This is a genomic window from Halorientalis persicus, assembly GCF_900110215.1.
Lineage (GTDB): Archaea > Halobacteriota > Halobacteria > Halobacteriales > Haloarculaceae > Halorientalis > Halorientalis persica.
The window spans coordinates 31,790-55,613 of record NZ_FOCX01000005.1 but is presented as its reverse complement, the minus strand read 5'-3'; the positions used below and the strand labels follow the sequence as shown (position 1 = coordinate 55,613).

The 23,824-nt window shown below is 67.8% G+C and carries 25 protein-coding genes; 16 read left to right on the top strand and 9 right to left on the bottom strand.

What is annotated here, in order from left to right:
• Window positions 1-15 precede the first annotated feature (15 nt).
• From BMX17_RS07230 to BMX17_RS07210, 5 genes are all read left to right on the top strand, one after another.
• On the top strand, window positions 16-891 hold the full coding sequence (locus BMX17_RS07230) for an ABC transporter ATP-binding protein (protein ID WP_092658816.1): 876 nt from the start codon (window positions 16-18) through the stop codon (window positions 889-891).
• Window positions 888-2,768, top strand: a complete 1,881-nt coding sequence (locus BMX17_RS07225) for a PrsW family intramembrane metalloprotease (protein ID WP_092658815.1) — start codon at window positions 888-890, stop codon at window positions 2,766-2,768. Before BMX17_RS07230 ends, BMX17_RS07225 begins: the two co-directional genes overlap by 4 nt.
• A complete protein-coding gene (locus BMX17_RS07220) occupies window positions 2,758-3,813 on the top strand; it encodes an ABC transporter permease (protein ID WP_244514947.1) in 1,056 nt (351 codons plus the stop codon). Before BMX17_RS07225 ends, BMX17_RS07220 begins: the two co-directional genes overlap by 11 nt.
• A gap of 62 nt (window positions 3,814-3,875) precedes the next feature.
• Window positions 3,876-4,850, top strand: a complete 975-nt coding sequence (locus BMX17_RS07215) for an aldo/keto reductase (protein WP_092658814.1) — start codon at window positions 3,876-3,878, stop codon at window positions 4,848-4,850.
• A complete protein-coding gene (locus tag BMX17_RS07210) occupies window positions 4,850-5,956 on the top strand; it encodes an alpha/beta fold hydrolase (RefSeq protein WP_092658813.1) in 1,107 nt (368 codons plus the stop codon). The genes BMX17_RS07215 and BMX17_RS07210 overlap by 1 nt, the downstream gene beginning before the upstream one ends.
• Here the strand turns inward: BMX17_RS07210 and BMX17_RS07205 are convergent.
• From BMX17_RS07205 to BMX17_RS07175, 7 genes are all read right to left on the bottom strand, one after another.
• Window positions 5,939-6,187 (bottom strand): DUF8145 family protein, encoded by a 249-nt coding sequence (locus BMX17_RS07205; protein ID WP_092658812.1) that lies wholly within the window; start codon window positions 6,185-6,187, stop codon window positions 5,939-5,941. The genes BMX17_RS07210 and BMX17_RS07205 overlap by 18 nt on opposite strands.
• A gap of 25 nt (window positions 6,188-6,212) precedes the next feature.
• Window positions 6,213-6,797: a DUF8121 family protein gene (locus tag BMX17_RS07200; protein WP_092658811.1), complete on the bottom strand. Its 585-nt coding sequence runs from the start codon at window positions 6,795-6,797 to the stop codon at window positions 6,213-6,215.
• Window positions 6,798-6,866: 69 nt separating this feature from the next.
• Window positions 6,867-7,364, bottom strand: a complete 498-nt coding sequence (locus tag BMX17_RS07195) for a macro domain-containing protein (RefSeq protein ID WP_092658810.1) — start codon at window positions 7,362-7,364, stop codon at window positions 6,867-6,869.
• 29 nt (window positions 7,365-7,393) lie between these two features.
• Complete coding sequence (locus tag BMX17_RS07190) at window positions 7,394-10,219, bottom strand: DEAD/DEAH box helicase (RefSeq protein ID WP_092658809.1); 2,826 nt, start codon at window positions 10,217-10,219, stop codon at window positions 7,394-7,396.
• Between the two features lie 66 nt (window positions 10,220-10,285).
• Window positions 10,286-11,032: a metallophosphoesterase gene (locus BMX17_RS07185; protein WP_092658808.1), complete on the bottom strand. Its 747-nt coding sequence runs from the start codon at window positions 11,030-11,032 to the stop codon at window positions 10,286-10,288.
• Entirely contained in the window at window positions 11,032-12,711 is a 1,680-nt protein-coding gene (locus BMX17_RS07180) for a hypothetical protein (RefSeq protein WP_092658807.1), read from the bottom strand. Before BMX17_RS07180 ends, BMX17_RS07185 begins: the two co-directional genes overlap by 1 nt.
• Entirely contained in the window at window positions 12,708-13,982 is a 1,275-nt protein-coding gene (locus BMX17_RS07175) for a Single-stranded DNA binding protein (protein WP_092658806.1), read from the bottom strand. Before BMX17_RS07175 ends, BMX17_RS07180 begins: the two co-directional genes overlap by 4 nt.
• Before the next feature lie 123 nt (window positions 13,983-14,105).
• On the opposite strand from BMX17_RS07175, the gene BMX17_RS07170 reads away from it, so the two are divergent.
• The 3 genes from BMX17_RS07170 (at window position 14,106) to BMX17_RS07160 (ending at window position 16,675) form a co-directional block, all read left to right on the top strand.
• Entirely contained in the window at window positions 14,106-15,683 is a 1,578-nt protein-coding gene (locus BMX17_RS07170) for a Na+/H+ antiporter NhaC family protein (protein WP_092658805.1), read from the top strand.
• The gene (locus tag BMX17_RS07165; RefSeq protein ID WP_092658804.1) at window positions 15,680-15,940 is read left to right on the top strand and encodes a DUF7513 family protein; all 261 of its coding nucleotides are present in this window, start codon (window positions 15,680-15,682) and stop codon (window positions 15,938-15,940) included. The genes BMX17_RS07170 and BMX17_RS07165 overlap by 4 nt, the downstream gene beginning before the upstream one ends.
• A 72-nt stretch (window positions 15,941-16,012) precedes the next feature.
• On the top strand, window positions 16,013-16,675 hold the full coding sequence (locus BMX17_RS07160) for a 2,5-diamino-6-(ribosylamino)-4(3H)-pyrimidinone 5'-phosphate reductase (RefSeq protein ID WP_092658803.1): 663 nt from the start codon (window positions 16,013-16,015) through the stop codon (window positions 16,673-16,675).
• A gap of 28 nt (window positions 16,676-16,703) precedes the next feature.
• Here the strand turns inward: BMX17_RS07160 and BMX17_RS07155 are convergent, their stop codons facing one another.
• The gene (locus tag BMX17_RS07155; protein ID WP_092658802.1) at window positions 16,704-16,994 is read right to left on the bottom strand and encodes a DUF7545 family protein; all 291 of its coding nucleotides are present in this window, start codon (window positions 16,992-16,994) and stop codon (window positions 16,704-16,706) included.
• A gap of 152 nt (window positions 16,995-17,146) precedes the next feature.
• Here BMX17_RS07155 and BMX17_RS25990 point away from each other — a divergent pair, with 152 nt between their 5' ends.
• Genes BMX17_RS25990 through BMX17_RS07145 form a run of 3 tightly spaced genes read left to right on the top strand, consistent with a single transcriptional unit; the run spans window position 17,147 to window position 19,451 of the window.
• A complete protein-coding gene (locus BMX17_RS25990) occupies window positions 17,147-17,284 on the top strand; it encodes a hypothetical protein (RefSeq protein ID WP_170845354.1) in 138 nt (45 codons plus the stop codon).
• A gap of 54 nt (window positions 17,285-17,338) precedes the next feature.
• Window positions 17,339-18,403 (top strand): hypothetical protein, encoded by a 1,065-nt coding sequence (locus tag BMX17_RS07150; RefSeq protein ID WP_139203440.1) that lies wholly within the window; start codon window positions 17,339-17,341, stop codon window positions 18,401-18,403.
• 46 nt (window positions 18,404-18,449) lie between these two features.
• Complete coding sequence (locus BMX17_RS07145) at window positions 18,450-19,451, top strand: hypothetical protein (RefSeq protein WP_092658800.1); 1,002 nt, start codon at window positions 18,450-18,452, stop codon at window positions 19,449-19,451.
• Here BMX17_RS07145 and BMX17_RS07140 read toward each other — a convergent pair whose 3' ends face one another.
• Window positions 19,452-20,504: an NAD(P)/FAD-dependent oxidoreductase gene (locus BMX17_RS07140; RefSeq protein ID WP_092658799.1), complete on the bottom strand. Its 1,053-nt coding sequence runs from the start codon at window positions 20,502-20,504 to the stop codon at window positions 19,452-19,454.
• Between the two features lie 142 nt (window positions 20,505-20,646).
• Here BMX17_RS07140 and BMX17_RS07135 point away from each other — a divergent pair, with 142 nt between their 5' ends.
• From BMX17_RS07135 to BMX17_RS07115, 5 genes are all read left to right on the top strand, one after another.
• Window positions 20,647-20,931, top strand: a complete 285-nt coding sequence (locus BMX17_RS07135) for a DUF357 domain-containing protein (protein ID WP_092658798.1) — start codon at window positions 20,647-20,649, stop codon at window positions 20,929-20,931.
• 74 nt (window positions 20,932-21,005) lie between these two features.
• Window positions 21,006-21,281, top strand: a complete 276-nt coding sequence (locus BMX17_RS07130; RefSeq protein WP_092658797.1) for an ArsR/SmtB family transcription factor — start codon at window positions 21,006-21,008, stop codon at window positions 21,279-21,281.
• Between the two features lie 54 nt (window positions 21,282-21,335).
• The gene (locus BMX17_RS07125) at window positions 21,336-21,638 is read left to right on the top strand and encodes a DUF8036 family membrane protein (protein WP_092658796.1); all 303 of its coding nucleotides are present in this window, start codon (window positions 21,336-21,338) and stop codon (window positions 21,636-21,638) included.
• 120 nt (window positions 21,639-21,758) lie between these two features.
• Window positions 21,759-22,568 carry a DUF4397 domain-containing protein gene (locus tag BMX17_RS07120; protein WP_170845353.1) on the top strand — a complete coding sequence of 270 codons (810 nt, stop codon included), beginning with the start codon at window positions 21,759-21,761 and terminating at the stop codon, window positions 22,566-22,568.
• Window positions 22,569-22,809: 241 nt separating this feature from the next.
• Window positions 22,810-23,790, top strand: coding sequence for a transcription initiation factor IIB (locus BMX17_RS07115; RefSeq protein WP_092658795.1), 981 nt, complete (start codon window positions 22,810-22,812; stop codon window positions 23,788-23,790).
• The last annotated feature ends 34 nt before the right edge of the window (window positions 23,791-23,824 follow it).

Below are 23,824 nucleotides of genomic sequence, written 5' to 3'. Positions count from 1 at the left end.
CTTACGGCCAGAGGAATGATCGAGGTCCGGGACCTGCGCAAGGAGTACGGCGGGTTCACCGCCGTCGAGGGAAGTACGTTCTCGGTGGATACGGGCGAAGTGTACGGGATCATCGGCCCGAACGGTGCCGGCAAGACGACGACGCTGAAGATGCTGGCCGGCCTCCTGGAACCGACCGCGGGCGACGTGTCTGTCGCCGGCCACGACGCTGGGACCACCGAGATGCGCCGAAAGCTCGGCTTTCTACCCGAAGAATCGCCGCTGTACGAGGAGATGACGCCGCTCTCGTACCTGCACTTTTTCGCCGACCTCTACGACGTGGCCGACGGCGTGGCCGACCGGCGCATCCACGACACGCTCGACGAACTCGACCTCGAACACCGCGACCGCCAGCTGGGCGATATGTCCAAGGGGATGAAACGGAAGGTCGCCATCGCGCGGTCGCTCATCAACGACCCCGACGTGTTGATCTACGACGAACCCGCCAGCGGCCTGGATCCCCTCACTACGAACTACGTCATCGACTTCACCAGCGATCTGGCCGAGCAGGGCAAGACCATCGTGTTCAGCGCGCACAACCTCTATCACGTCGAGAGTATCTGTGACCGGATCGCCATCATGAACGAGGGCCGTGTCGTCGCACAGGGGGCCCTCGAGGACCTCCGAGCCGAACACGGCGAGACAGAGTATCACGTCTTCACCACCGTCGAAGTACCCGGCAGTGTCCAGGAGAACGGGCGCTATCGGAGCGTCGTCGACTCCATGGAGGGCGTCGAGCGGATTCGCGCCGACGCCCAGGCCGCCGACGGGTCGGTGGTCGACATTCGGACCGAGGAGTCCAGCCTCGAGGAGGTGTTCCTCGATCTGGCCGAGTCGGGGGCCACAACGTGAATCCCCGGAAGCTCCTGCGGATCGCGCGCTGGGAAGTGACCAAGAACGCGGGCGGTGTCGACCGCCGGACCATCGTCGTCGGTGCGCTGGCCCTGCTGGCCGTTGGGATCGCCACCCCCTACGCGGCAACCTCGGGCGTGGCCGTCGACAGCGGCATCTACCGCGTCGGCATCACGAACGAGAGTGCGTACTACGACGTGGTCCGCGAGGACCCCACGTTCGCCGTCAGGGATCCCCAGGCCGACCTCGGCGAGGAGATCGAACTGCGGATCGACAGGCTGGCGATAGACGCCGCACCCACGCCGAAAGCCGCAGCGGCACAGACGGAGTTGCGTTCGTCGGTCAGAGCGTACAACAACCGTCAGATGCGCCAGGAATCGAACCAGTCGGCCGCGTTCCCCGTCCGCGTCTCGCTGGGCTACACCGAGCGCACGCAGGTCCGTGAGGTCATCTCGACGGGCGACGGGCAAGACCAGACCGCCGACGACGAGGGAACCGGTGACGGCACCGACGGCGGTGATGGCGACGGTAGCGGCGGCGGTGACGAGGGCGGTACCGGAACGGACGACGGCAGCGGGACCGACGGCAACGGGAACGACGGGACGGCCGGCGGCGGTGGCGGGGAGAACATCGACGACGTGGCCGGTGGCACGGGCGGCGTCGGCGGTATCGCCGGCCAGCTCGCCGGCGGCAACACCTCCGGGACGCCGGCGGACATCTCGCCACCCTTCCCCTTCCAGTCGCTCGTGCTCGCGTTCCTGTTCGTCCTCCCGCTGAACTTCATCATCCAGGCCTACGGGAGCACGATGGTCTCGGAGCGGCTCAACCGCCGTGGCGAACTCCTGTTGGTCGCGCCCGTCTCGCGGTTCGACATCATCGGCGGGAAGACGCTGCCGTACCTGACTGGGGCCATCGGTATCGCCGCGGTGATCGCCGCCGCACTGGAGTTGCCGGCGGTCGATCCCGTCTCCGTGGGTATCTCGGTGCTGGCCGTCACGCCCATCGCCCTGCTCTTCCTGGGGGCGACCTTCCTGGGCGCGATGTTCGCCCGGTCGTTCAAGGAGTTGACGTTCGTGACGGTGACGGTGACGGTGTCGCTGACGACCTACGCCTTCGTGCCCGCGATCTTCACCGACGTGGGCGCGGTCGCGCTCATCTCGCCGCTGACCATCGTCGTCCGCAACCTGCAGGGCCAGGCCATCGGCCTCGGCGAGTTCGCGTTCTCCCTGGTCCCGCCCCTGCTCACCGCGGGGGTATTCTTCGGGCTCGGGGCAGGCATCTACCGCGAGGAGGATATGTTCACCCAGCGGTCGATCCCGCTGAAGGCGCTCGACGCGCTGGCAGCACGGGTCCACGGCAAGTGGTCCGTGGCGGCGGTCACCGCGATCCTCCTGCCGTTCGTGTTCGTCACCGAACTCGTCGGCGTCGCGGCGCTGTTCGCCATCCCGGACGCGCTGTCGATCCCGACGATGCTCGTCGTGGTCGTCGTCGTCGAGGAGTTCGCCAAGTCGCTACACGTCTACGCCGGCTACGCCCACGACCGGTTCGAGGCGGGCCTCTGGCCCGCCGTGGTCGTCGGCGCGTTCTCGGGGATCGGCTTTTTCCTCGGCGAGAAGATCATGCTGCTGGCCCAGCTCGTCGGACTGCCGAGCGAGGTCGTGGAGGGACTGATCGCCACCGGGACGGCGACGGGCGTCCCGTCGATTCCGATCGCCATCGGGTTCCTGCTGGCACCGTTGGCCCTGCACGTCGTCACCGCCGCGATCTCGGCGGTCGGAGCCAGCCGGAACAGGCGCGCCTACCTCGCGGCGGTGGTCGTAGCCATGGCGATTCACTTCGCCTACAACTACACGGTGGTGAGTATCGGTGGTTTCTGATCCACGCGTCGCCATCGCGCGACGCGACCTGGCCTCGCTGTCCCGGGAGAAGACCATCGTCCTCGCCCTGCTCATCCAGCTGTTCGTGGCGGCGTTCTCGTCGTTCCTCGTCGTCGGGCTGACCTCGCTGTACGACCCCGGGGCAAGCGCCCAGGGCGAAGTCGACATCGGTGTCACGGGCGAGGCAAACGAGAGTCTCTTGCGCGCCATCGAGGACACCGAGGGCGCGGAGGCGGTCCAGTACCGGAGCAACGCCACCGCCTTCGAGGGGTTCCAGAACGGCGCGGTCGACGCGGTGATGATCGCGACGAGACAGCCGGATAGCCGCATCTCCGTCCAGGCCACCGCACCGGAGGGGAGCATCCGGACGACACTGGTCGTCGTCCAGTTGCGAGAGGTCCTCCAGACCCTCGAACGCCAGCAACGCGACATTCGTGCGGCGTTCCTCGACGATCCGCCGGTCCCCCTGCCCGGCGAGGTGTCGGCCAGCCCGTACTTCGGGTTCACGTACACCATCCTCCTGCCCCTCTTGCTGTTCCTCCCACCGTTCATCAGCGGCTCCGTCGCCGTCGACGCGATCACCGAGGAGATCGAACGCGGCACGCTCGACCTGCTCCGGGTCGCGCCCGTCGATCTGGTGGACATCGTCGACGGCAAGGCCGCCGCCATGGCTGTCCTCGCGCCCGTGCAGGCGCTCATGTGGATCGTCCTGCTCTCGTTCAACGGCATCACCGTCTCGAACGTCCCGCTCTTGCTCGTCACCGTCGGCGCGATGGCCGCCATCGTCGTCGTGGTCGGCGTGACGCTCGGACTGGTGATGGGTGAGCGCAAGAGCGCGCAGTTGCTCTACTCCATCGGCGTGCTCGCGCTGTTCGCCTCCGCGGTGTTCCTGCCCGAACACCCCGCGACGACGGTGGCGAAACTGGCCGTCGACAGCGCGACCACGACGACCTACGTACTGGTCGTCGTGTACGTCGCAGTCGCCGTCGGGCTGTACGGACTGGCCCGGCGGTACACGCGCGGGCTGGACGTGGAGAGCCTGTGAGTTGCCGGCTCGACGCCACCGCGTCGAGGTAGCTTTTTCCACCCGCCGCCCGACCGCCCGCCATGGAGTACACGACCCTCGGCTCGACGGGGATGGAGGTCAGCCGGCTCTGTCTGGGCTGTATGAGTTTCGGCGATCCGGACTGGCGCGAGTGGGTCCTCGAAGACGACGAATCCCACGAGATCATCGACCGCGCCATCGACCTCGGGATCAACTTCTTCGACACGGCAAATATGTACTCGACGGGCGAGTCCGAGCGCGTTCTCGGCGACGCGCTGGCGGGCCGTCGCGAGGAGAACGTGGTCGCCACGAAGGTCTTCTTCCAGATGGACGAGGACGACCCGAATTCGGGGGGCCTCTCCCGGAAGACCGTCGAGCAGGAACTGGACGCCTCGCTGGAGCGGCTGGGGATGGACACGGTGGACCTCTACCAGATCCACCGCTGGGACTACGACACGCCCATCGAGGAGACCCTGCGCGCGCTCGACGACGCGGTGCGGCGCGGGAAGACCCGGTACATCGGGGGGAGTTCCATGTGGGTCCACCAGTTCGCCGACGCCCTGCACACGAGCGACCGCCTCGGCCTCGACCGGTTCGCCACCATGCAGAACCACTACAACCTCGTCTATCGCGAGGAGGAACGCGAGATGCTCCCCTACTGTGAGAAAGAGGGCATCGGCGTCATCCCGTGGAGTCCGATGGCGCGGGGGTATCTCACGCGACCCCACGAGGACGTGGACGCGACCGCCCGCGGGGAGAGCGAGGAGTACCTGTACGAACACCCCTACATGGAGGGCGGCGGGCCGGAGATCAACCGCCGGGTGCAGGAACTGGCCGACGAGTACGACGCCACGATGGCCCAGATCGCGCTCGCGTGGGTGCTGGACAAGGACGTGGTGGACGCGCCGATCATCGGCACGACGAGTATCGAACACCTCGAACAGGCCGTCGAGGCACTCGACATCGACCTCGCGGACAGCGACGTCGAGTGGCTCGAAGAGCCCTACGAACCCGTTCCGGTGTCGGGCCACGAGTGATGTCGGTCTGGTACGACCGGCCCGGTGATACGCCGGTCGAGGACGTGCCGGCCGACTACTACCCCACCGGCTGTGGCTCGTGGTTCGAGATTCCCGAGGGTCGTGACACGGGCAAGCGACTGTTCGTCCGGGACAGCGTCCACGGGGACGGACGCATCGAGTCGGGCCGGAGCGACGATACCGACCCGGACCACACCGTCGTGTTCGTTCACGGCAACCCCGAATCGTCCTACACCTACCGGCACGTCATCACGAACCTGCTGAACGACACCGCCGAAACGGTGCGGATCGTCGCGATGGACCACGTCGGATTCGGCCTCTCGGATACGGCCGACTACGAGATGGTCTGTATGGACCACGCCGAGAACCTCGCCAGCCTCGTCCCGGCGCTGGATCTCGACGACGTGACGCTCGTGGTCCACGACTGGGGCGGCCCCATCGGCGTCGGAGCCTTCCTCCAGTACCCGGATCTGGTCTCGAACCTCGTGATCTGTAACAGCACCGTGCTGCCGATGCCGGCCGACAGGCCGACGTACACGAACTACCCCGCTCGCTGGCTGCCCTGGGCGCGGACGCCGGACGTGATCCCCGACGCGCTCTGGGGCGACCTGGCGGCGTACGTCCTCTTTCACGCGTCGCCGATGCACCCGGCCCGCCTCTACGGGGGGTGGGCGCGCTACGCCGCGGCCCGACGACTCGGCCGCTCGCCCGCGCGGGACCCGGCGGCCCATCGCGTCTTCAGACAGCAGTTCCGCGACCCAGTGAACGTCCGCAGTTCCAAGCGACTCGTCCGACAGACGCCGTACTGGGGCCACGGGAACGTCTACGAGGATCCCGACCTGGGGCCGCGCGACACCGGCCCCTTCTACGAGCGCATCCGGCGCTCGCTCGGCAAGACGTGGGGGCCACGCGGGCGGGAGATCGGCGTCCGGGCGGTCGTCGGCCGCTGGGACCCCTGCGGGAAACCCTCGGTACTCGGGCGCTGGCAGGAAGAACTCCCGCAACTCTCGGGTAACGTCACCGCCTTCGAGGACGTGGGCCACTTCGTCGAGGAGGAGCGACCGCGTGCGGTCGCGTCGGCGATCCGCTCAGCCGTCGTGCTCTGAGTCGGCCGCGCTCTCCCGGTGGCTACCGTTCTCTGTCTCGATCTGTTCGTGCGTATGGTGGTAGAACCGTACCACAGCGCGACCGTCGTGAGTCGTCGGCTCGAAGCAGACCCGCCGGTAGCGGTCGTTGTCGAGCAGGTTGACCATCACACCCCCCTCGTGGACCGATACCGAATCGTAGGCCGTCTCACAGACCGGACACTCGACGGGCGCGTCCTCCGGAACGTCCATCGTCAGCAGTGGGGTCCCGGGCCACTCAGGCGTTTTGCCCGAATCGGTGTTCGAAGGTCCCCGTCGCACTGAACTGCCCCACGCCGAACCCGGAGAACGTGGCCAGGGCGTCGACGGTCAGGTCGAACCCATCTACCTCCGCCGCAGTGTCGCCCAGGAAGTCGAGTGTGACCGTCCCGATCCCCTGCCGGCCCAGGTCGTCGAGTTCGACCAGCGTCCGCGATGGCCCGTCCTCCTGGTGGAACGTGATCGGTGGCCACGAGTCACCCGACGGCCGTTGCAGGTAGAGGTCCACGGCCGTCTCCAGATCACCCGCCGGCGCGTGGAGGCGGTACCGGAGCCGCTGGACCCGGAGGTCGCTGTCGTGCGATACCGACAGACGGAATCGGCTCTCCCCGTCTTCGGGATCGAATCCACGCCCGAGCAGACTCATCGTCGCGACCGTCTCGCCGTCACGAGCGTACTCCAGGTGCGTCTCCGGGCCGTCGGTGGTCCGCGTCGGCCCCGAAAGCGCCGTCGTCCCCGCAACCGGTTCACCCCCGACGACACACCCGGCCAGCGGGAGCGAGAGCGCGCTCCCGACCGTGACGAGTGCCCTCCGTCTGTCCATGCCACCTCCTACCGGGGGGACTGTCAAGACGTTGTTGGCGAACTGCGGCCGGCCGGTACCGATCTGCCCTCACCGGACCGACTCGGCGACCGACCGGATCGTCTCGTAGTCCTCGTCGCTGTAGGCGATGACGCGCACGTCTCGCAGACTGGACGGCGCGAACGCTGCGATCTCCTCGCAGATGATCTCGGCCCCCTGTCGGAGCGAGAAGCCGGCGACGCCCGTCCCCAGCGCCGGGATCACCAGCGTCTCACAGTCCAGCAGGTCTGCCTCTTCGAGTGTGTTCCGGGTCGCGTCCCGGATCGAGTCGGCCGTCGCCTGCCCGCCGGCCGGCATCGCCGCCGCGTGGATCACGTACTCGGCGTCCAGATCGTATGCGTCGGTCGTCGCCACCCCACCGAGATCGACCGGCCCCTTCGAGACGGCCTCGTCGTTCAGTTCGTCGCCGGCCGCCCGCCGGAGCGCGCCCGCGACGCCCGACCCCATCCGCAGCCCCGTGTTCGCCGCGTTCACGAGGGCGTCTGCCTCCTGTGCCGCGATGTCTCCCTGCACGACCTCGAAGTCCATGTGTGTCGATTGGCTGCCAGCAGGAAAAATCAATCCCAGAACGACTGGGTGCGCGCGTACTGGCGTTCCTGGGCCAGGATGTCCCGATAGAACTCGTTTTCGTCCGCCCGGAGTTTCGAGATGATCCGGGCGGCGTTGTGCGGACCGACCCCACGGGCCGCCAGTGCGATCACCGCCTGCTTGCCGTGGCTCTGGACCAGATTCGCCGCTTTGTACGCCCGCTGGGTCTGTTTCTCCTGCTCGTCGTCTTTCTCCGGTTGCTTGACCGCCGACACCACCTCGTCGGCCCAGGGGTTCAGCGCGGCGATGCGGGTCGACCCGCAGTGTGGACACGTCGGCTGGTCGGATACCCGGGAGACCTGCCGTTTCGTCTCCCAGTCCTGGCAGTGCAGGCAGAACAGGAGGACGCGGTCGTTCTGGATGCGTTCTTTGACCGTCTGGATCACGCTGGCGTCGGCGTTTTCGGGCGCGAGCAACTCCTGGCCCGACGAGCGCCCGCCCAGCCCGACCGGCGTGCGCTCGGCGACGGTCGCGATCTCGATCTCACCAGACTGGATCGCCGCAAGAACCTCGCTGGCCCCCTCGACGGCCAACTCCTCGTGGAGCAACTCCCGAAGCGCCTCGTCGTAGATCGGCGTGTCCTCCAGTGCTTCCAGCAGGCGCCGTTTCCCGAACCCGCCGCTGGAACCGCGCTGGTAGCTCTTGAGCGCGCCGAACTTCGCCGCGACCTGCGCGAGTTTGAACTTCAGCGCGTCGGCGTTTTTCAGGGAGAGCTCGACGATCCCCGCGACGTGTTCGGGCTCGGTCTCCCGGAGCGTCGCCAGCACGTCGTTGACGGTGATCCCGCCGGGCACTTCGAGTTCGATCCGATAGGGGTCGATCTCCATGCCGACCGACGAGCCGGTGCGCTGGCCCAGCAGGGCCGACAGTACCCGGCCGAGCGTCTCGTTGATCGTGTGCCCGAAGTGGGCGTTCAGGACGACCTCGCGCCCGTGAGACTCGACGAGGATGCGGTCCCCCGAGGGGATCGGTGCGTCGTGACGGTCCAGCTGGACGAGTGCTTCCCCGACGGTGTACTCGTCCGCCGGATATCGGCGCGAGAGGTCCCGCGCCACGGCGTCGGTCCCGATCGCGCCGTCGAGTTGACTGCCTCCGACCGCGCGGATCTCACCGACCTCCTGGGCTACGTCACGGGGGACGGGAATCTCCTGTCCGATCCAGGAGGGGACCTCGCCGGCGGGGTCCTCGACGGGTGTGACGAGGACGTCTTCCTCTTCCTCGTCGACCTCCGTGATGCGCCACATCTCGCCGCGCTGGATGAAGATCTCGCCGGGCTGGGCGAAGTTCACGACGAACCGCTCGTCGAGGGTCCCGACCTGGTTTCCGCTGGCCATGTCTTTCACCTCGAAGGTCGCCTCGTCGGGGATCATCGAGAGATTGTGGTAGAAATACTGCCAGGTCCCACGGCGTTTCTCGATTCGGTCGGCACCCTCCTCCAGCCAGACCACGCGGTTCTCGGCCAGCTCGCGGACGACGGCCTTGAACTCGTCCGCAGAGAGATCCCGGAACGGATAGGCGCGGGTGACGATCTCGAAGGCTTCCATCGCCGAGAGCTCGCCGAAGTCCATGACGAGGCCGGCGATCTGGTTGGCGACCGTGTCGAGACTGCCGTGGTGGATGTTCGCCGGCTCCACGTCGCCGTCCCGTGCCTGCCGGGCGATGGCCAGCGCCTCGAAGGTGTCGTCCGGCCGGGTCGTGATCACAGTCCCCGAAGAGATCTCGTCGCGGCTGTGCCCCGCTCGCCCGATCCGCTGGAGGAGCCGCGAGACCTGCCGCGGGCTCCGGTACTGGACGACGTGGTCGATGCTCCCCACGTCGATCCCCAGTTCCATCGAGGAGGTACAGAGCAGGCCCGACAGCTCGCCGGCCTTGAACTGGTCTTCGACCTCGATCCGGGCCTCTTTCGAGAGCGAGCCGTGGTGGACCTCGATGTCGGTCCCTAACTCTTTGAACCGCGAGCCCAGCGCCTCGGCGGTCTGACGGGTGTTGACGAACACGAGCGTCGACTCGTGGGCGCTCACGATCTCGTCGATGGCCCGGACGTGACTCGCCACGTCGGCGTCGGTCATCAACTCGCTGGCCAACTGCTCGTCGGCGTCGGTCACTCGCGGTTCCCGAACCTCGATATCGAGTTCGCTCCCCACGTCGACTTCCACGACCGTACAGCCCCGGTCGCCGGTGAGGAACTTCCCGACCTCGCCGGGGTCGCCGACGGTCGCGGACAGGCCGATCCGCTGGAATGGTCCGGACACCTCGCGCAACCGCTCCAGGCCGAGCGTCAACTGCGCGCCGCGCTTCGAGGCCGCGAGTTCGTGCACCTCGTCGATCACGACGTGATCCACGTCCGCCAGCGCGATCCGTAGCTTCTCGCCAGTGAGCATGGCCTGCAACGTCTCCGGCGTCGTCACCAGCACGTCCGGCGGGTTCTCGGCCTGCTTCTGGCGCTGGTAATCGGTGGTGTCGCCGTGGCGCACGTCCACGTCGAGGTCCAGCGTCTCGCCCCACCACTCCAACCGGTCGCGCATATCGCGGTTCAGCGCCCGCAACGGCGTCACGTACAGCGCGCCGATGCCGAAGTTGTCCGTGCCTTCGAGCGCGTCGAACACCGGGAGCATCGCCGTCTCGGTCTTGCCGGTACCAGTAGGGGCGACGATGAGACCGTGGTCGCCCGCCACGAGCGGTGGAATCGCGCGGCGCTGTGGCTCCGTCGGTGTGGAAAAGCCTCGCTCCGAGAGCGCCGCGCGGACCGCCGACCCGAGTTCGGCGAAGGCCGCCGCCGACCCCGTCTCTGCCATCGACAGGCCTAGCGGTCTCAGCCGATTAAGCACACCGTTTTTTGATGCGTGGCTCGCCGTCGCCCCTCAGACCCGCCGATACGCGCCCAGCCGCGTCCCGTCCAGCAGGTAGGCCTGCCCCCCGTCCAGCCCTGCGGGCAGGAAGGGGGCGAGAAACTCCTGGCCCGCGACGTTGATCCAGGTGCCGCCCGTCAGATCGTTGACCGACGGGAAGACGACGAGTTCGCCGTCGATGGCGAGGTCGGCATCGTGAAATTCCTCGAAGGGTGCGGGATCGAGCGATCCTCGCAACCACGCTCGCTCGGCCCGCGCGCCGCCGACCTCGTCCTCCAGCCGGACCATCGGGTGTTCGTGACCCATACAGACCACGTCGGCGGTCAGCACGTCCGGCGACGGCCACGTGTGACCGTGGACGAACCCGACTCCCCCCATGCGGACACCGTGGCCCGGCGTGAGGGCGACGCCATCCCGGTCGTCCAGCAGGCCCCCGAGGTCGCCGTCGTGGTTGCCCTTGACCACCGTGACGGGCACCGAGAGCGCGTCCAGCAGGACCTCGATCTCCTCGCGTTCTTCGCCGCCGGGGTCGCCGATGGCGTGGCCGAAGTCACCGAGGACGACGAGTCGGTCGGCGTCGGTCCGGTCGAGCAAATCGAGCACCGTCCTGCGGCGCTCGTCGGCGCGACTCCGGAGTTCCACCCCCTCGTAGCGCAGGCCGACTTCGAGGCCGGCGTGGTAGTCGGCGATTACCAGCGCCCGCTCGTCGGGCAGGTCGGCAACGGCGGCGGGCTCGCCGGGTACCGGTTCGACCGCCATCAGATCGGCTTGAGCGTCGCCTCGTCGGGCTCGTAACAGCGGCCGTCCATCAGCGCGTCCTGCACGGCGTCCGCGACCGCACCGGGGTCGGCCCCCGTCCGGTCGGCGACCTGCTCGATCAGCGTCTCGCGGTCGGCCCCGTCGCCGTCGTCCAGTTCGTTCATCGCGTCCATCACAGCGTCTTCCAGATCCACGTCCTCGGCGGGTTCGTCGGTGGTTTCCTCGGCCGCCGTCTCGTCCGTGTCGTCGCTCTCGGCCGGCTCGGTCGAAGCAGCCGGTTCCGCGGACTCGGTGGCCGTCCCCGTCGCGGCGTCGGCGGGTTCCTCGGCCGATTCGGATTCGGCGTCCTCGGGGGCAGTGGCTGTCTCGCCGGTCGGTTCGACCGGCTCGGACTCGGCCGTCGGTTCCCCCTCGTCCGGTTCGGGATCGGGCGTCTCGATGTCGGCCTCGCCGGGTTCGCTCACCTCCGTCCCGGTCGAGAAGTCCGTACCGTACTCCTCCTCGATCTCCTCGCGTTCGTCCTCGTCGAGTTCGAACTCCCCGGGATCGAAGTCGCCGACCCCCTCGTCGTCGGCTCCAGCACCGCCGCTGGGTTCGAAATCGCCGATGTCGTCGTCGGTCGAACCGGGAGCGGACTCGGTTGATTCCGCCGATTCGGACTCGGCATCGACGGACTCGGTGTCCGTCTCTGCCTCGGTCTCGACGGATTCGACCGGTTCCTCGTCGGTCTCGACGCCGGGCGTCTCGGTACCGGCGTCGCCGGTGACGGGCTCCGGTTCGGACGCGTCGGTCGCCGAAGTCGCCGATTCGGCGGTTTCGGTCGATCCGCTGTCGTCGCTCGTCGACGCGGTCCCGCCGGATTCGGCCGTCGCGGTCGCCGTCTCCGCGTCGGGTTCGTCGCCCTCGCTCGGTTCGGCCGCCCCACCGGCCGAGATCTCCAGGCCATCGAGATCGGCGACCGTGACACTGCCCCGGTCGTCGGGATCGACGGTGAGCGCGTCGACTTCGTCGACGTCGCCGGAGACCACGCGGGCGGCGTCCAGTGCGGTCTCCCGGAGCGCGTCGAGATACGTCGGCGTCGTCCCGTAGTGTTCCAGTGCGAGTGCGGTCCCGGCAGCCAGCCCCTCGTCGACGCCGCTTTCGATCAGGGCGTCACTGAGGTCGTCGCCGCGTTCCTCGCGGGAAAGTGCGCCCGCCATCGTGGCGATCCGGGCCAGCGTCCGTTCGGCGGTGGCGACGGTCCAGCGGTCGCGGGTCTCGGCGTCGACCTCGTTGATGCTCTCGGGTCTGACCGAGGTGTAGACGGTATCGGCGTCGTCGGGCTGGAAGGTGCGGGCCTTGCCGGTGAGCGCGACGAACGTCGGCGGCTCCGCGCGGTCGAGGAAGGCCATCTCGTCGGGCTGGTACTGCCCGGCGTAGGCCACGAACGCGCCCGTCGGGTCGACGATCCGGGCACGGAGTACGTCTTCGTTGACCTGTTCGACTTCCGTGAGGACGCCGACGACGAACAGGCGGTTCACGCGCGCGCCGCTGGGCGTGACCACGTAGTTCGGGGCGCGCTCCTCGTCGCTTTCGGAATACGAGAAATCGGCGTCGTCGTACTCGGCGGCGAAGATGCGGTAGGCGACCTCGCGGCGGCCCGCGCCGCCCTGGTCGGCGTCGTCCTCGGAACCGCTCATCCGTCCACCTCCGCGAGCAGGTCACGCGCACGCTCGGCGGGGTCGTCGTTGCTCTGTGCGAACGCGGTCGCGTCGAGGTTCGCGCCGTACTCGTCGACCGACAGCGATCCCCGCACCGCGTACTCGTGGCCGACGACGCTATCGGCGATGGTCTCGGCAACCACGGACTGGTCCATCTCGTCGCGAGCGTGGTCTTTCGCGTCCTCCAGACCGCCGCCGTACACCTCGGCAGTCAGCTCCGCGTCGAGGACGACGGTCACGGTCCCCGTGCCGTCGTCGAGGATAGCCTTGGTCCGCAGGTCGTCCTCGCCCTCGACCGCGCCGTGGCTCCGGCACTGGCCCTTCTGGATGACGCGACCGCACTCCGGACAGCGCTCGATGAGGCCGGATCCGTCGCGGATCGAGATGACGTTGCCCACGAGTTCCACGTCGTAGGCCCCGCCGCGCTCGACGGCCTCGCGGATCGGCAGCCGTTCGGGGTCGTCCCGGGCCTCGACGCCGCCGGAGAGCGTCTCGGCGCGGGAGAACTCCGAGAGGTTCACCGAGGGCACGCCGCGGAACTCGCGAACGTAGACGTTTTCGAGGCGGACGGAGGTTCCCGCTTCCAGTTCCGGTCGGGGTTCCCAGTCGGTGAAGGGGAGGCGGGCGCTCTCGTCGGCCAGCGTCCCGCTGAGGATCTCCGTCTCGCCGTCGCGGCCGTCGATGGTCTTTCGCTCGCACTCGACGACCTGCACGTCGACGTTGACACCGCGGTCGCCGGGTGAGAGGTCAGCGAGGTCTGCGTCGCCGCCGATCGGATACTCGACGGCGACGTCCTCGTCGACCCGGGAGAGGGTCGTACTCTCCCCGAGGTTCAGTTCCGGGTTGCCCTCCCACTCGCGGACGCCGGCGTTGCCCATCTCGACGACTTCGCCGGCTTCGAGGTCGAAGTCCTCCCACGCGGTGTAGGATATCTTCCCCGTCTCGTCGGCGAGTTCGCCCTCGAAGATGACGTGGTCCTCGCCGCGGTAGTTGATCGGGCGCTTCCCCACGGTGAGGACGCGGGCCGTCACCGTGACGTTCGAGTCGTCCGGTGACACGTCGGCCACGTCGACGGCGCTGGGTGCGCCCGTCGAGCCCGTGGAGCCGTCGCCGTACTTCCGGCGGAGGCTCTGTTTGGCCTCGTCGACGGGCACGCTGTAGCTCACCAGGTTCTCAAGGTCGGATTTGACCTCCTCTTTGTCGACGCCGAGGTCGGAGGCGAGGTCCTCGGCATGATCGTCTAACTCCATGCCCGCCCGTTCGGGAGGGTGGGATAAAAATCGTGGCGTGCCAGGTCGGTCCGGGAGTCGCCCGCCGCCGTCGGTGCCGTCCCGACCGCCAAGCTTGTATCGGTGGTGGGAGAACGACCCCCGATGGCACGGAGAGACGACGACGGCGACCCCGGTGAAGAACCGTTCGAGGCCGAGTTGGCGGAGATGGCCCAGCAGGACGACCCCGCCATCGAGTTCTACGGTGGCAAAGGGGTCAGTGCGCTCCCGATCGGCCTGTTCATCGTCTGGGCGATCGTCCAGAGCGGCCTGTTCGGCATCTCCGACACGACCGGTCTCGTGATCGGGATGCTCGTCTCGCTCATCGTGGGGATGTTGTTCGTGCGCGGGGACTGGAAGAGCTACGCAAACACGATCTTCGAGGGGATGACACAGCGCGTCGCCGCGACGGCAATCGTCGCCTGGCTGTGGGCGGGGATGTTCGCCTCGACCCTGCAGGCCGGTGGGTTCGTCGACGGCCTCGTGTGGGCCGCCACCGCGCTCGACGTGGGAGCCGCGCTGTTCCCCGCCGCGACCTTCATCCTCGCGGCGTTGCTGGCGACCGGCATCGGCACCGGCTACGGGACCGCCGTCGCCTTCACGACCCTCTTTTTCCCCGCCGGCGTCCTGCTCGGCGCGAACCCCGTCCTCGTGTTCGGCGCGATCCTCTCGGGGGCGGTGTTCGGCGACAACCTCGCGCCCGTCAGCGACACCACCATCGTCAGCGCCGTCACCCAGGACGCGGACATCGGGGGCGTCGTCGCCTCCCGGTTCAAGTACGCCATCGTCCCGGCGATGATCGCGTTCGTCGCCTACGTCGTCGCCGGCAACCTGATGCCCGGGATCGAGGTCGCGGGGCAGGCCCGCGAGATCTTCGTCGATAGCGCCAACCCCGCTGGCCTCCTGCACCTGGTCTCGATGGGCGTGGTCATCGCCACGGCCGTCCGGGGCCGGCACATCGTCGAGGCCATCTCGTGGGGGCTGATCGTCGCGGTCGCGTTCAACCTGCTGTTCGAGCTGGCCGGCCCCGCGGAGATGCTCCTGTTCCGTGCGCCGGCCCGCTCGGGCGTGGCCGAGGCAGTCTCGTGGCTCCCCATCGTCGAGATCGCGGGCTCGGGCGAGTCGCCCGGTGTCGCCGGGAGCCTCTACAGCGGGGCCGAGGGCTTCTTCCCGCTGATCGTTCTCACGCTGCTGATCGTCGCCGGCGCGCGCATCATGATCCGGGGCGGCGGCTTCGCCGCACTCCAGGAGTGGCTGCTCTCCCGGGTCGCCACGACGGTCACCCGCGCCGAGACCACGATGGTCCTCGGAACCGCCGCAGTCAACGCGATGATCACGATCAACACAGCGGCCGAGATCGCCATCGCGCCGTACATCTCGACTATCGGCCGTCGGTTCAACATCAACGGCTACCGCCGGGCGAACATCCTCGACGCCAACACCTCCGCGCTGGGCTACATCTTCCCCTGGGCCGGGGGCGTCCTGGTCGGCGTCGCCGCGATGCAGGGGCTCCCCGACCAGTACGCCTGGTTCGAGCCCAGTATGATGGTCAATCCCGTCGCCGTCGTCCCCTACGTGTTCCACGGCTGGCTCCTGGTCGCCATGTTCCTGTTCGCCGCCTGGACCGGCTTCGGGCGTGAGTACGTCTCCGACCGCGAGGCCGGGGAGGTGGGTCGCGTATGAGTTCCCTCGAGAAGTTCCTGGCCGGCTGGCGGTTCCGGGCGCGGAAGCCGACTTTCGAACCGGACGCGGAACTCGTGGCCTACGTCACCGACACCGACGGCGGAACCAGCGTCCTCCGGATCGGTGACACGCGGCTCGAACTCGACGAACACGTCCCCGCGGACACGCAGGTCCGCGTTCGGGTCACCGCCTTCGACGGCGAGTCCCACCGGGGCGAGGCGGAACTGCTGGACGTGCTGGGGACCGCGACGTTCTGAGCGGGTCCCGATCCGATCGTCACCGCCCCGTCGTTCCGTAAGCGAATTGTCTCCCGCCTCGGAACGGCAGGTATGCGCGTGGTCGTCAATGCGGCGATGAGTGTCGACGGTAAGCTCTCCTCGCGAGAGCGGACACAGATCGAGATCAGCGGTCCCGACGACTTCGACCGGGTCGACCAGTTGCGGGCCGACAGCGACGCGGTCATGGTCGGCGTCGGGACAGTGTTGGCCGACGATCCGTCGCTGACCATCGACAGCGACGAGCGCAAGCAGGCCCGCCGGGACCGCGGCGACCCCGAGAACCCTGCTCGCGTCGTGGCCGACTCGCGCGTCCGGACGCCACCGGACGCCACGGTGCTGAACGACGCGGCCCACACCTATCTGCTGGTCAGTCAGGCCGCACCGACCGATTTCGTCGAGCAGATGGAGGAGGCCGGCGCGACCGTCCTCGCCACCGGCGAGGACCGCGTGAACCTCACGACCGCGCTCGGAAAACTGGAGGGCGAAGGCGTCGAGCAACTGATGGTCGAGGGTGGGGGCGAGCTCATCTTCTCGCTGTTTCAGGCGGATCTGGTCGACGAACTCTCGGTGTTCGTCGGCCCGAAGGTCATCGGCGGCCGGGACGCGCCGACGCTGGCCGACGGCGACGGGTTCACCGAGGCGTTTCCCGAACTGGAACTGCAATCGGTCGAGCGACTGGACGCGGGCGCACTGCTGGAGTGGAACGTGCCCTGAGAGAAAAGCGCGGCCGGGCGGTCGCCGATCAGTGGTCGTGGCCGGTCATGTCGGCGAAGGTTTGCCCGAACCGTTCCTCGAACAGGTCCATCGTCACTTCTTCGGCGGCCTCGACTTCCTCGCCGGGTTCTCCCTGCGCGTGGTGGATCGCGCCGTGGATGCGCTGGGCCAGCCCGATCATGGCGATGTCGCCGACGATCTTGGGGTCGGACTCCTCGCCCTCGCGGAGCATATTCAGCAGTCCCGTCGGGATCTCGAGTTCGTCGCTGGTTCCGTCCTCGGTCTCGATGGTGAGCGTCGCAGTGTCCTGATCTGCCATGAACCCCCCTTGGCAGACCGGCCTAAAGCATCTGTTGGGTCCGGCAGGACGGGGCGGAACACCCGACTGTCCCTACTGTCGGCTCTGTTCGGTACGTAGCCCTCAATATCCCTGTTAGCGAGCTATTTACCGCGGGCTCGAAATTTCGAACTATGATTGGCTCGGGCATCCTGCTCGTGTTGACCCTGCTCATAACGGTGGGCTGGCTCTACGTCGAGATTACGGACGCGCTGGGGACAGTCGACGGCGAAGCGAGTGTCCGAAACAGCGACACGGACGTCGAGGTGTAGATCCCGACCCCCGAAATCTACTTCACCGTCGCCGACGTGTCGCCGGCCGTACCAGTGGTTCGCCCGCCCCGCGCGATGGCCCTCCTCCTCGCGCTCGCCGCGCTCGCGGTGGTCCCCGCCACCGCGGCTCCGCCGCCGGAGTCGGTCTGTGCCCCCTGCCAGGAGGGGTTGGAGTGGAACGCCCATCGCTACGACATCGCCCTCGACGTGACACACAGCAACGCGACCGTCCGGGTCCACCCCAACGGCAGTGCCACCTGGACCGTCACCAGCCAGTTCGAGCACCGAGTGCCAGACAGGTACACCACCGGCCCGAACGAGTCCTTCGGTGATCCGTCGTTTCTCTCCCGGCACAGGGACCTCAGACGAACGGTCGCCAGCGAAGCGGCCGATCACACCGACGACACCGTACCGGAGGAGATCCGCCTCCAGTCGGTCACCGTCGCGAACGACACGATCCGGTTCCGGTTTCTGGAGCCGACGGTCGCGCGACAGGCCCCGGGCGGCGTCGTCCTCGTCGACGAGTTTCGCCCGGACGGCCCCCACACCGGTTGGTTCGTCGACGTGGACCGGCTCCGGGTCGTCGGCCCGTCCGGGACGACGCTGGCAAACGATGTCGAGAGCGCGGTCGGCGACCACGGGGCCGTCGACGGCCGAACGCTCACACTGACCGGGAACGTGACCGATCCGCCGGCCCTGCCCGGCGACCAGTTCTTCCTCGCGTTCGCGCCGTCCGGGCAGTGGGCCGGCACAGTCGCCACGTTCGCCATCGCCTCGGTGACGGTACCGCAGTTCCTCGGCGGACTGGTGGCGACGCAACTCGTCGGGGCCGTCGCGCTCGCACTCGCGCTGGGGACCGTCCTCTGGCTCCGTCGTCGCCGCGGTGAGTCGCTGGATCGGAAGTCACTGGCACTCTGGCTCGGCGTCGCGGTTTCGCTGTACCTGCTGCCGACGCTCTCGCTGTTCGGGCTGGTCTACCGGCCGGTCGGGCTCTCCCTGGGACCGCTTCCCGACCTCGTCCGGGTCGGGGTCGCTATCGCAGTGGGAGCAGGCGGCTGGTACGGGTATGGCGTACTCCACGACCGGAGTCGAGCCGAGGCAGCCACCGCCGAAACATAGCTCAGGCTACAGAAAACATATACCGCACTGTCGACCAGCGTCGAGCGTGCGACGGACACGACTGGCTGTCACTCTGGTCCTCCTCGGCCTCTCGCTTGTGGCGAGCGCCGCCGCGAGTCCCCAGCCTCGACCGATCTGTGCGGCCTGCGGACCGGCTTTCGGCGGCGAGGTCGCTGACCGAGACCGCAACGGATCACTCCACTGGAGCACGGCGACGATTCGGATCGACGAGGCGGGAGCGGCCCACTGGACCGTCCGGAACCGCCTCGCCAACCACTCGACGGTCGAACAGTTCCGCGAGAATCCGGCCCTTCTGGACCGGGTAGCGAAAGACACGCTCGACCACGGAAATGGACTCCCGGTCGAGCGAACCGGGTCCGTCGGGAACGTCTCGGCGACGCTGAACGCGTCCGGCACCGCCGTGATCCGGTTCACCGACCCGGACGCTGGTGCGACGTATCCCGGTGGTATCGTTCGCGTCGACTATCTCTACCAGGGTGGAATCGGTGCTGGGTGGCTGCTCGACGTTGATCGGCTGACGGTCGTCGGCCCGCCGGGAACCACGATCACGAACGATCCGGGGTTCCACAGCGCGGTCGACCTGCACAGTTACGAGGTGGCCGCCGACGACAGGCAGTTCACGGTGACGGTCCCGGACGGCTCCGACCCAGAGTACGGTCCAGTTCTCTACGAGGAGGGATTCCTCGTCTTCGGCCCCGACAGCTGGGCCACGGGCCCCCTGACGGCGGTCGCTGTCGCCGCCGCGCTGGCTCCCCTCGTCACAGCGACGTTCGTCGCGGTTCATCTGCTCGGCCTCGTCGTACTCTCGGGGCTGCTGCTTGGCGTCCACTGGAGCAAACACGAACGGACTGACTCCAGACGGGCACTGGGTGCCTGGATGCTCGCCGCCTGGTTGTTCTATCTGATCCCGGCACTGTGGGTCGCGCCGCCGGTGCGACCGTACACCTTCGCCCCGCTGTTCACTGCTGCGTTCGCCGTCTACGCTGGCGTGCTCGGAATCGTCGCAGGATTCCGCTATCCCGCCTGATCAATCGTCGGCTTCCGCACTGACTTCCTCACTCTCCGCGACCTCGGCTGTCACCGCCTCTTCGAGGTAGTCGTCGGCGTCCAGCGCGGCCTTGACGCCCATCCCGCCGGCCGTCGCCGCCTGCTGGTAGTGGTGGTCGACCACGTCGCCGGCCCCGAAGATGCCTTCGACGGCAGTCTTCGTCTGGCCACCGCCTGTGCCGCCCTGCGTCTGGAGGTATCCGGCGTCGTCCATCTCGACACCCGTGCCTTCGAGGTAGTCGGTGTTGGGCGTGTGGCCGATGGCGAGGAAGACCGCGCCGACGTTCAGTTGCATCTGCTCGGTGTCCGGATCGTCGAGTTTGTCGGTCGGGTGGCCCTCGGGGTGGCGGACCAGATCGACGTGATCGACGCCGTCTTCCTCGGAGCCGTGGATCTCGACGGCCTCGGTGTTCTTCATGATCTCCACGTCGCCCTCCTCGACTTTCTCCTCGATCCGGTCGACCCAGTAATCTTCCGCGCGGAACTCCTCGCGGCGGTGGGCGATGTAGACCGTGTCGGCGAACTTCGTGAGGAAGTTCGCTTCCTCCATCGCGGCGTCGCCGCCGCCGACGACGAGCATATCCTCGCCGCGGAAGAACGCACCGTCGCAGGTCGCACAGGTCGAGACGCCAAAGCCCATCAGGTCGTCCTCGCCGGGGATGCCCAGCGTACGGGCGCTGGCACCCGACGCGACGATGAGCGCGTCGCAGGTATAGACGGTGCCGTCACGGAGTTCGACGCGGAAGGGTCGGTCGTCCGCGTGCACCGACTCGACGATCCCGTGGTCGATCTCGGCCCCGAACTGCGTGGCCTGGTCTTTCATCTTGTTCACCAGATCGGGGCCACTGATCCCGTCGGGGAAGCCGGGGTAATTGGCCACGTCGGTCGTCAGCGTGAGCTGTCCACCCGGCTCGTCGCCTTCCAGCACGAGCGGGTCGTTGTTCGAGCGAGCGGCGTAGATCGCGGCGCTCAGGCCCGCGATACCCGAGCCAGTGATGATGAGTCTCCGGTGTTCGACGGCCTCGTCAGTCATGTGAGACGATAGTCGACGGTGGCGTATTAAGCCTACGCTGTCCTGTACGGCTCGAACACAGCCGCCAAGCACCCCCACGAATCGGGATCGCACTCGTGGCCGCGTCGACACGCTTAGGACCGGACGAACAGATGGGTGGCGTATGCCCGCCGATCTCGCCGAGAAGACCGACCGCTACGAGGACCTGCTCGCCGAAGCGCTCGACGCCGCGGAGATCGCGGTGCCGCCGGACTCGCCGCTTGGTGATGCCGCCGCCGAGTGTGAGGAGATGGCTCGCTCGTACCTCGAAGACGGCCGCCACTTCCGGGCCGACGACGACCCAGTCAACGCGCTCGCCGCGTTCTCCTACGGCCACGCCTGGCTCGACGCGGGCGCGCGGATCGGCCTGTTCGACGTGCCCGACGAGGGGCACCTCTTCACGGTCTGACCGGACTGCACGACGGCGGCCTCCGGACGCGTGTCGGTATTATTAATTAGCGTGGGGGCGCTTTTTCCGTGGGAATGGAGGGTGTCCTGTGGTACGTGCTGACTGGGACGCGTGGCGGTGCGAACCGGGCACGCATCCTCCAGACGATCGAGGCCCGTCCGCGGAACGCGAATCAGTTGGCCGAAAAATTGGACCTGGACTACAAGACCGTACGCCACCACCTCGACGTGCTGACCGACAACGGCGTCGTCGAGAAGAGCGGCGACGACTACGGTGCGGTCTACCTCCTGACCGACCGGGCACGACATCACTGGGACACCATCGAAGAGATCATCGCGGAGGTCGACTAGTATGGCCGAATTTGGGAAAGACTATATTCGCGGACACGACGAACGGAGGGACAGATGGGAGTCTGGATGACGGCGGCGAGCGCCGCCACCGCATTGAACGTGGTCCTGCTCGTGGCCTTGCTCGCGATCTGGGCCCGCAACTACCGGCAGTTCCGCTCGAAGCACGCCCTGGCGCTCTCGCTGTTCGCCGTCCTCCTGCTCGCGGAGAACGCGCTGGCCTTCTACTACTACGTCCTCGATCCACAGGTCGCGGCGCTTCTGAACAGCGCCGCACCCATCGCCGGTCGCGCGATGATGTTCGTTCAGATCCTCGAACTCGGTGCACTGCTCGTTCTCACCTGGTCGGCGTTCGACTGATCCGTACGGTCCGTATCCGCCACCGCTGTCCGATTCCCGACGGTTTCTGCACGAATTTGGGTGAGAGTGCGGTGGGTTTCCGGCAAATCCCCTTTTGGGAGTCTCCGCTCTACCCTGACGATGGCAGACAGAACACGGCGACGCGTACTCGCAGCACTGGGTGGAACAGTCGCGGTCGGCCTGGCGGGGTGTAGCCAGGGCGGTGACTCCGGGGGCACGCCCACGGAGACCGACGGGATGACCAAGACCGGCGGGATGACCGAGGAGATGGACGACGAGATGACCGAGGGCGAGATGGACGGAGAGATGGACGGCAACGCGTACGTCCGGGTGGCACATCTCTCGCCGGACGCGCCCAACGTAGACGTGTATGTGGACGGGTCGGCCGTCCTCGAAGACGTGGCGTTCACCGACGTGAGCGGCTACCTCGAACTCTCGGCCGGGACCCACACCGTCGAGATCACGGCCGCGGGCGACATGAGTACGTCCGTCTTCGAGCAGGACCTCGAACTCGCCGCCGCCGACTACACCATCGCGGCGGCCGGCGAACTGGCCGAGGACGGGGAAGCGTTCTCGCCGCTGGTCCTCGAAGACGACCGGGAGAGTCCCGGCGGGAACATGGCCCGTGTCCGACTCGTCCACGCGGCCCCGGACGCGCCCGCGGTCGACGTGACGGTGAACGCGACCGGGGCCGCCATCTTCGACGACGTGGCCTACGGCGAGACCAGCTCGACGACCGTCGAAGCCAACGACTACACGATCCAAGTCCGGGCGGCCAACGAGGACGACGACGGCCAGGTCGTCCTGGATCAGGACCTCTCGCTGAACGGCGGGACCGGCTACACCGTCTTCGCCGCCGGGTACCTGTCACCCGACGACGAGCCGACCGACGAGGCCCTCCAGCTGGTCGTCGCACAGGATACCCAGTAACCGACGCCGACCCCGCCCCGTTCCCCGCTGGCCCGACCCCGGCGAACTCGCCGGTCGTTCCGGATTGTGACCGTAAGCCGGGTGAAATCGTCCGACTGCGCCACGACAACGAACCGCACACAGGCCGTGTATGACGCGCGGACCAGCGAAACGTTTATATGCTTTTCGCACTTACTGATAGTTAGGAAGTCGCCGGCAATTTCTTATGGCTTTCGCCGCCGGCAACCCATGACAACCCCCCATGAGCGACACCACAACCCGGACGATATCGAACGAACGCACAGAACAGGAGATCACGGAGGAGACGAGCGAGACGGAATCGACCACGACCTGCCCGGAGTGTGGCGGGAAGCTGGTGACCGACACGGAACACGGCGAGACGGTCTGTGGAGACTGCGGACTGGTCGTCGAGGAAGACGAGATCGACCGCGGCCCCGAGTGGCGCGCCTTCGACGCCAGCGAACGCGACGAGAAGAGCCGGGTCGGTGCCCCGACCACCAACATGATGCACGACAAGGGGCTCTCGACCAACATCGGCTGGCAGGACAAGGACGCCTACGGAAACTCCCTGTCCTCGAGTCAGCGAGAGAAGATGCAGCGCTTGCGGACCTGGAACGAGCGGTTCCGGACCCGTGACTCCAAGGAGCGCAACCTCAAGCAGGCGCTGGGCGAGATCGACCGCATGGCCTCCGCGCTGGGCCTGCCGAAAAACGTCCGCGAGACCGCCAGTGTCATCTACCGCCGCGCGCTCGACGAGGATCTCCTCCCCGGACGGTCCATCGAGGGCGTCGCCACCGCGGCGCTGTACGCCGCGGCCCGCCAGGCGAACACGCCCCGGAGCATCGACGAGATGATCACGGTCTCCCGCGTCGGTGAGATGGAGATGACACGGACGTATCGGTACATCGTCCGCGAGCTGAACCTCGAAATCCAGCCGGCCGACCCCGAGAGCTACGTCCCCCGCTTCGCCTCGGACCTGGACCTCTCGGACGAGACCGAGCGCCGCGCCCGGGAACTGCTCGACAGCGCCCGCGAGAGCGGCCTGCTCTCGGGCAAGTCCCCGGTCGGACTGGCGGCCGCCGCCGTCTACGCCGCCTCGCTGCTCACCAACGAGAAGGTCACCCAGTCGGAGGTCTCGGAGGTCGCGAGCATCTCCGAGGTCACTATCCGCAACCGGTACAAGGAGCTCCTGGAAGCGGAACACGACCTGACGGCGGCCTGAACGGCCGATGCGGTCCTGAGCCGGACACGACAGG

What these genes read in the sequence shown, in the direction of transcription:
- BMX17_RS07230 (WP_092658816.1), top strand. Translation starts at nt 16, where the DNA reads ATGATCGAGGTCCGGGACCTGCGCAAGGAGTACGGCGGGTTCACCGCC.
- BMX17_RS07215 (WP_092658814.1), top strand. Translation starts at nt 3,876, where the DNA reads ATGGAGTACACGACCCTCGGCTCGACGGGGATGGAGGTCAGCCGGCTC.
- BMX17_RS07210 (WP_092658813.1), top strand. Translation starts at nt 4,850, where the DNA reads ATGTCGGTCTGGTACGACCGGCCCGGTGATACGCCGGTCGAGGACGTG.
- BMX17_RS07205 (WP_092658812.1), bottom strand. Translation starts at nt 6,187, where the DNA reads ATGGACGTTCCGGAGGACGCGCCCGTCGAGTGTCCGGTCTGTGAGACG.
- BMX17_RS07200 (WP_092658811.1), bottom strand. Translation starts at nt 6,797, where the DNA reads ATGGACAGACGGAGGGCACTCGTCACGGTCGGGAGCGCGCTCTCGCTC.
- BMX17_RS07195 (WP_092658810.1), bottom strand. Translation starts at nt 7,364, where the DNA reads ATGGACTTCGAGGTCGTGCAGGGAGACATCGCGGCACAGGAGGCAGAC.
- BMX17_RS07190 (WP_092658809.1), bottom strand. Translation starts at nt 10,219, where the DNA reads ATGGCAGAGACGGGGTCGGCGGCGGCCTTCGCCGAACTCGGGTCGGCG.
- BMX17_RS07185 (WP_092658808.1), bottom strand. Translation starts at nt 11,032, where the DNA reads ATGGCGGTCGAACCGGTACCCGGCGAGCCCGCCGCCGTTGCCGACCTG.
- BMX17_RS07180 (WP_092658807.1), bottom strand. Translation starts at nt 12,711, where the DNA reads ATGAGCGGTTCCGAGGACGACGCCGACCAGGGCGGCGCGGGCCGCCGC.
- BMX17_RS07175 (WP_092658806.1), bottom strand. Translation starts at nt 13,982, where the DNA reads ATGGAGTTAGACGATCATGCCGAGGACCTCGCCTCCGACCTCGGCGTC.
- BMX17_RS07170 (WP_092658805.1), top strand. Translation starts at nt 14,106, where the DNA reads ATGGCACGGAGAGACGACGACGGCGACCCCGGTGAAGAACCGTTCGAG.
- BMX17_RS07165 (WP_092658804.1), top strand. Translation starts at nt 15,680, where the DNA reads ATGAGTTCCCTCGAGAAGTTCCTGGCCGGCTGGCGGTTCCGGGCGCGG.
- BMX17_RS07160 (WP_092658803.1), top strand. Translation starts at nt 16,013, where the DNA reads ATGCGCGTGGTCGTCAATGCGGCGATGAGTGTCGACGGTAAGCTCTCC.
- BMX17_RS07155 (WP_092658802.1), bottom strand. Translation starts at nt 16,994, where the DNA reads ATGGCAGATCAGGACACTGCGACGCTCACCATCGAGACCGAGGACGGA.
- BMX17_RS25990 (WP_170845354.1), top strand. Translation starts at nt 17,147, where the DNA reads ATGATTGGCTCGGGCATCCTGCTCGTGTTGACCCTGCTCATAACGGTG.
- BMX17_RS07140 (WP_092658799.1), bottom strand. Translation starts at nt 20,504, where the DNA reads ATGACTGACGAGGCCGTCGAACACCGGAGACTCATCATCACTGGCTCG.
- BMX17_RS07135 (WP_092658798.1), top strand. Translation starts at nt 20,647, where the DNA reads ATGCCCGCCGATCTCGCCGAGAAGACCGACCGCTACGAGGACCTGCTC.
- BMX17_RS07130 (WP_092658797.1), top strand. Translation starts at nt 21,006, where the DNA reads ATGGAGGGTGTCCTGTGGTACGTGCTGACTGGGACGCGTGGCGGTGCG.
- BMX17_RS07125 (WP_092658796.1), top strand. Translation starts at nt 21,336, where the DNA reads ATGGGAGTCTGGATGACGGCGGCGAGCGCCGCCACCGCATTGAACGTG.
- BMX17_RS07120 (WP_170845353.1), top strand. Translation starts at nt 21,759, where the DNA reads ATGGCAGACAGAACACGGCGACGCGTACTCGCAGCACTGGGTGGAACA.
- BMX17_RS07115 (WP_092658795.1), top strand. Translation starts at nt 22,810, where the DNA reads ATGAGCGACACCACAACCCGGACGATATCGAACGAACGCACAGAACAG.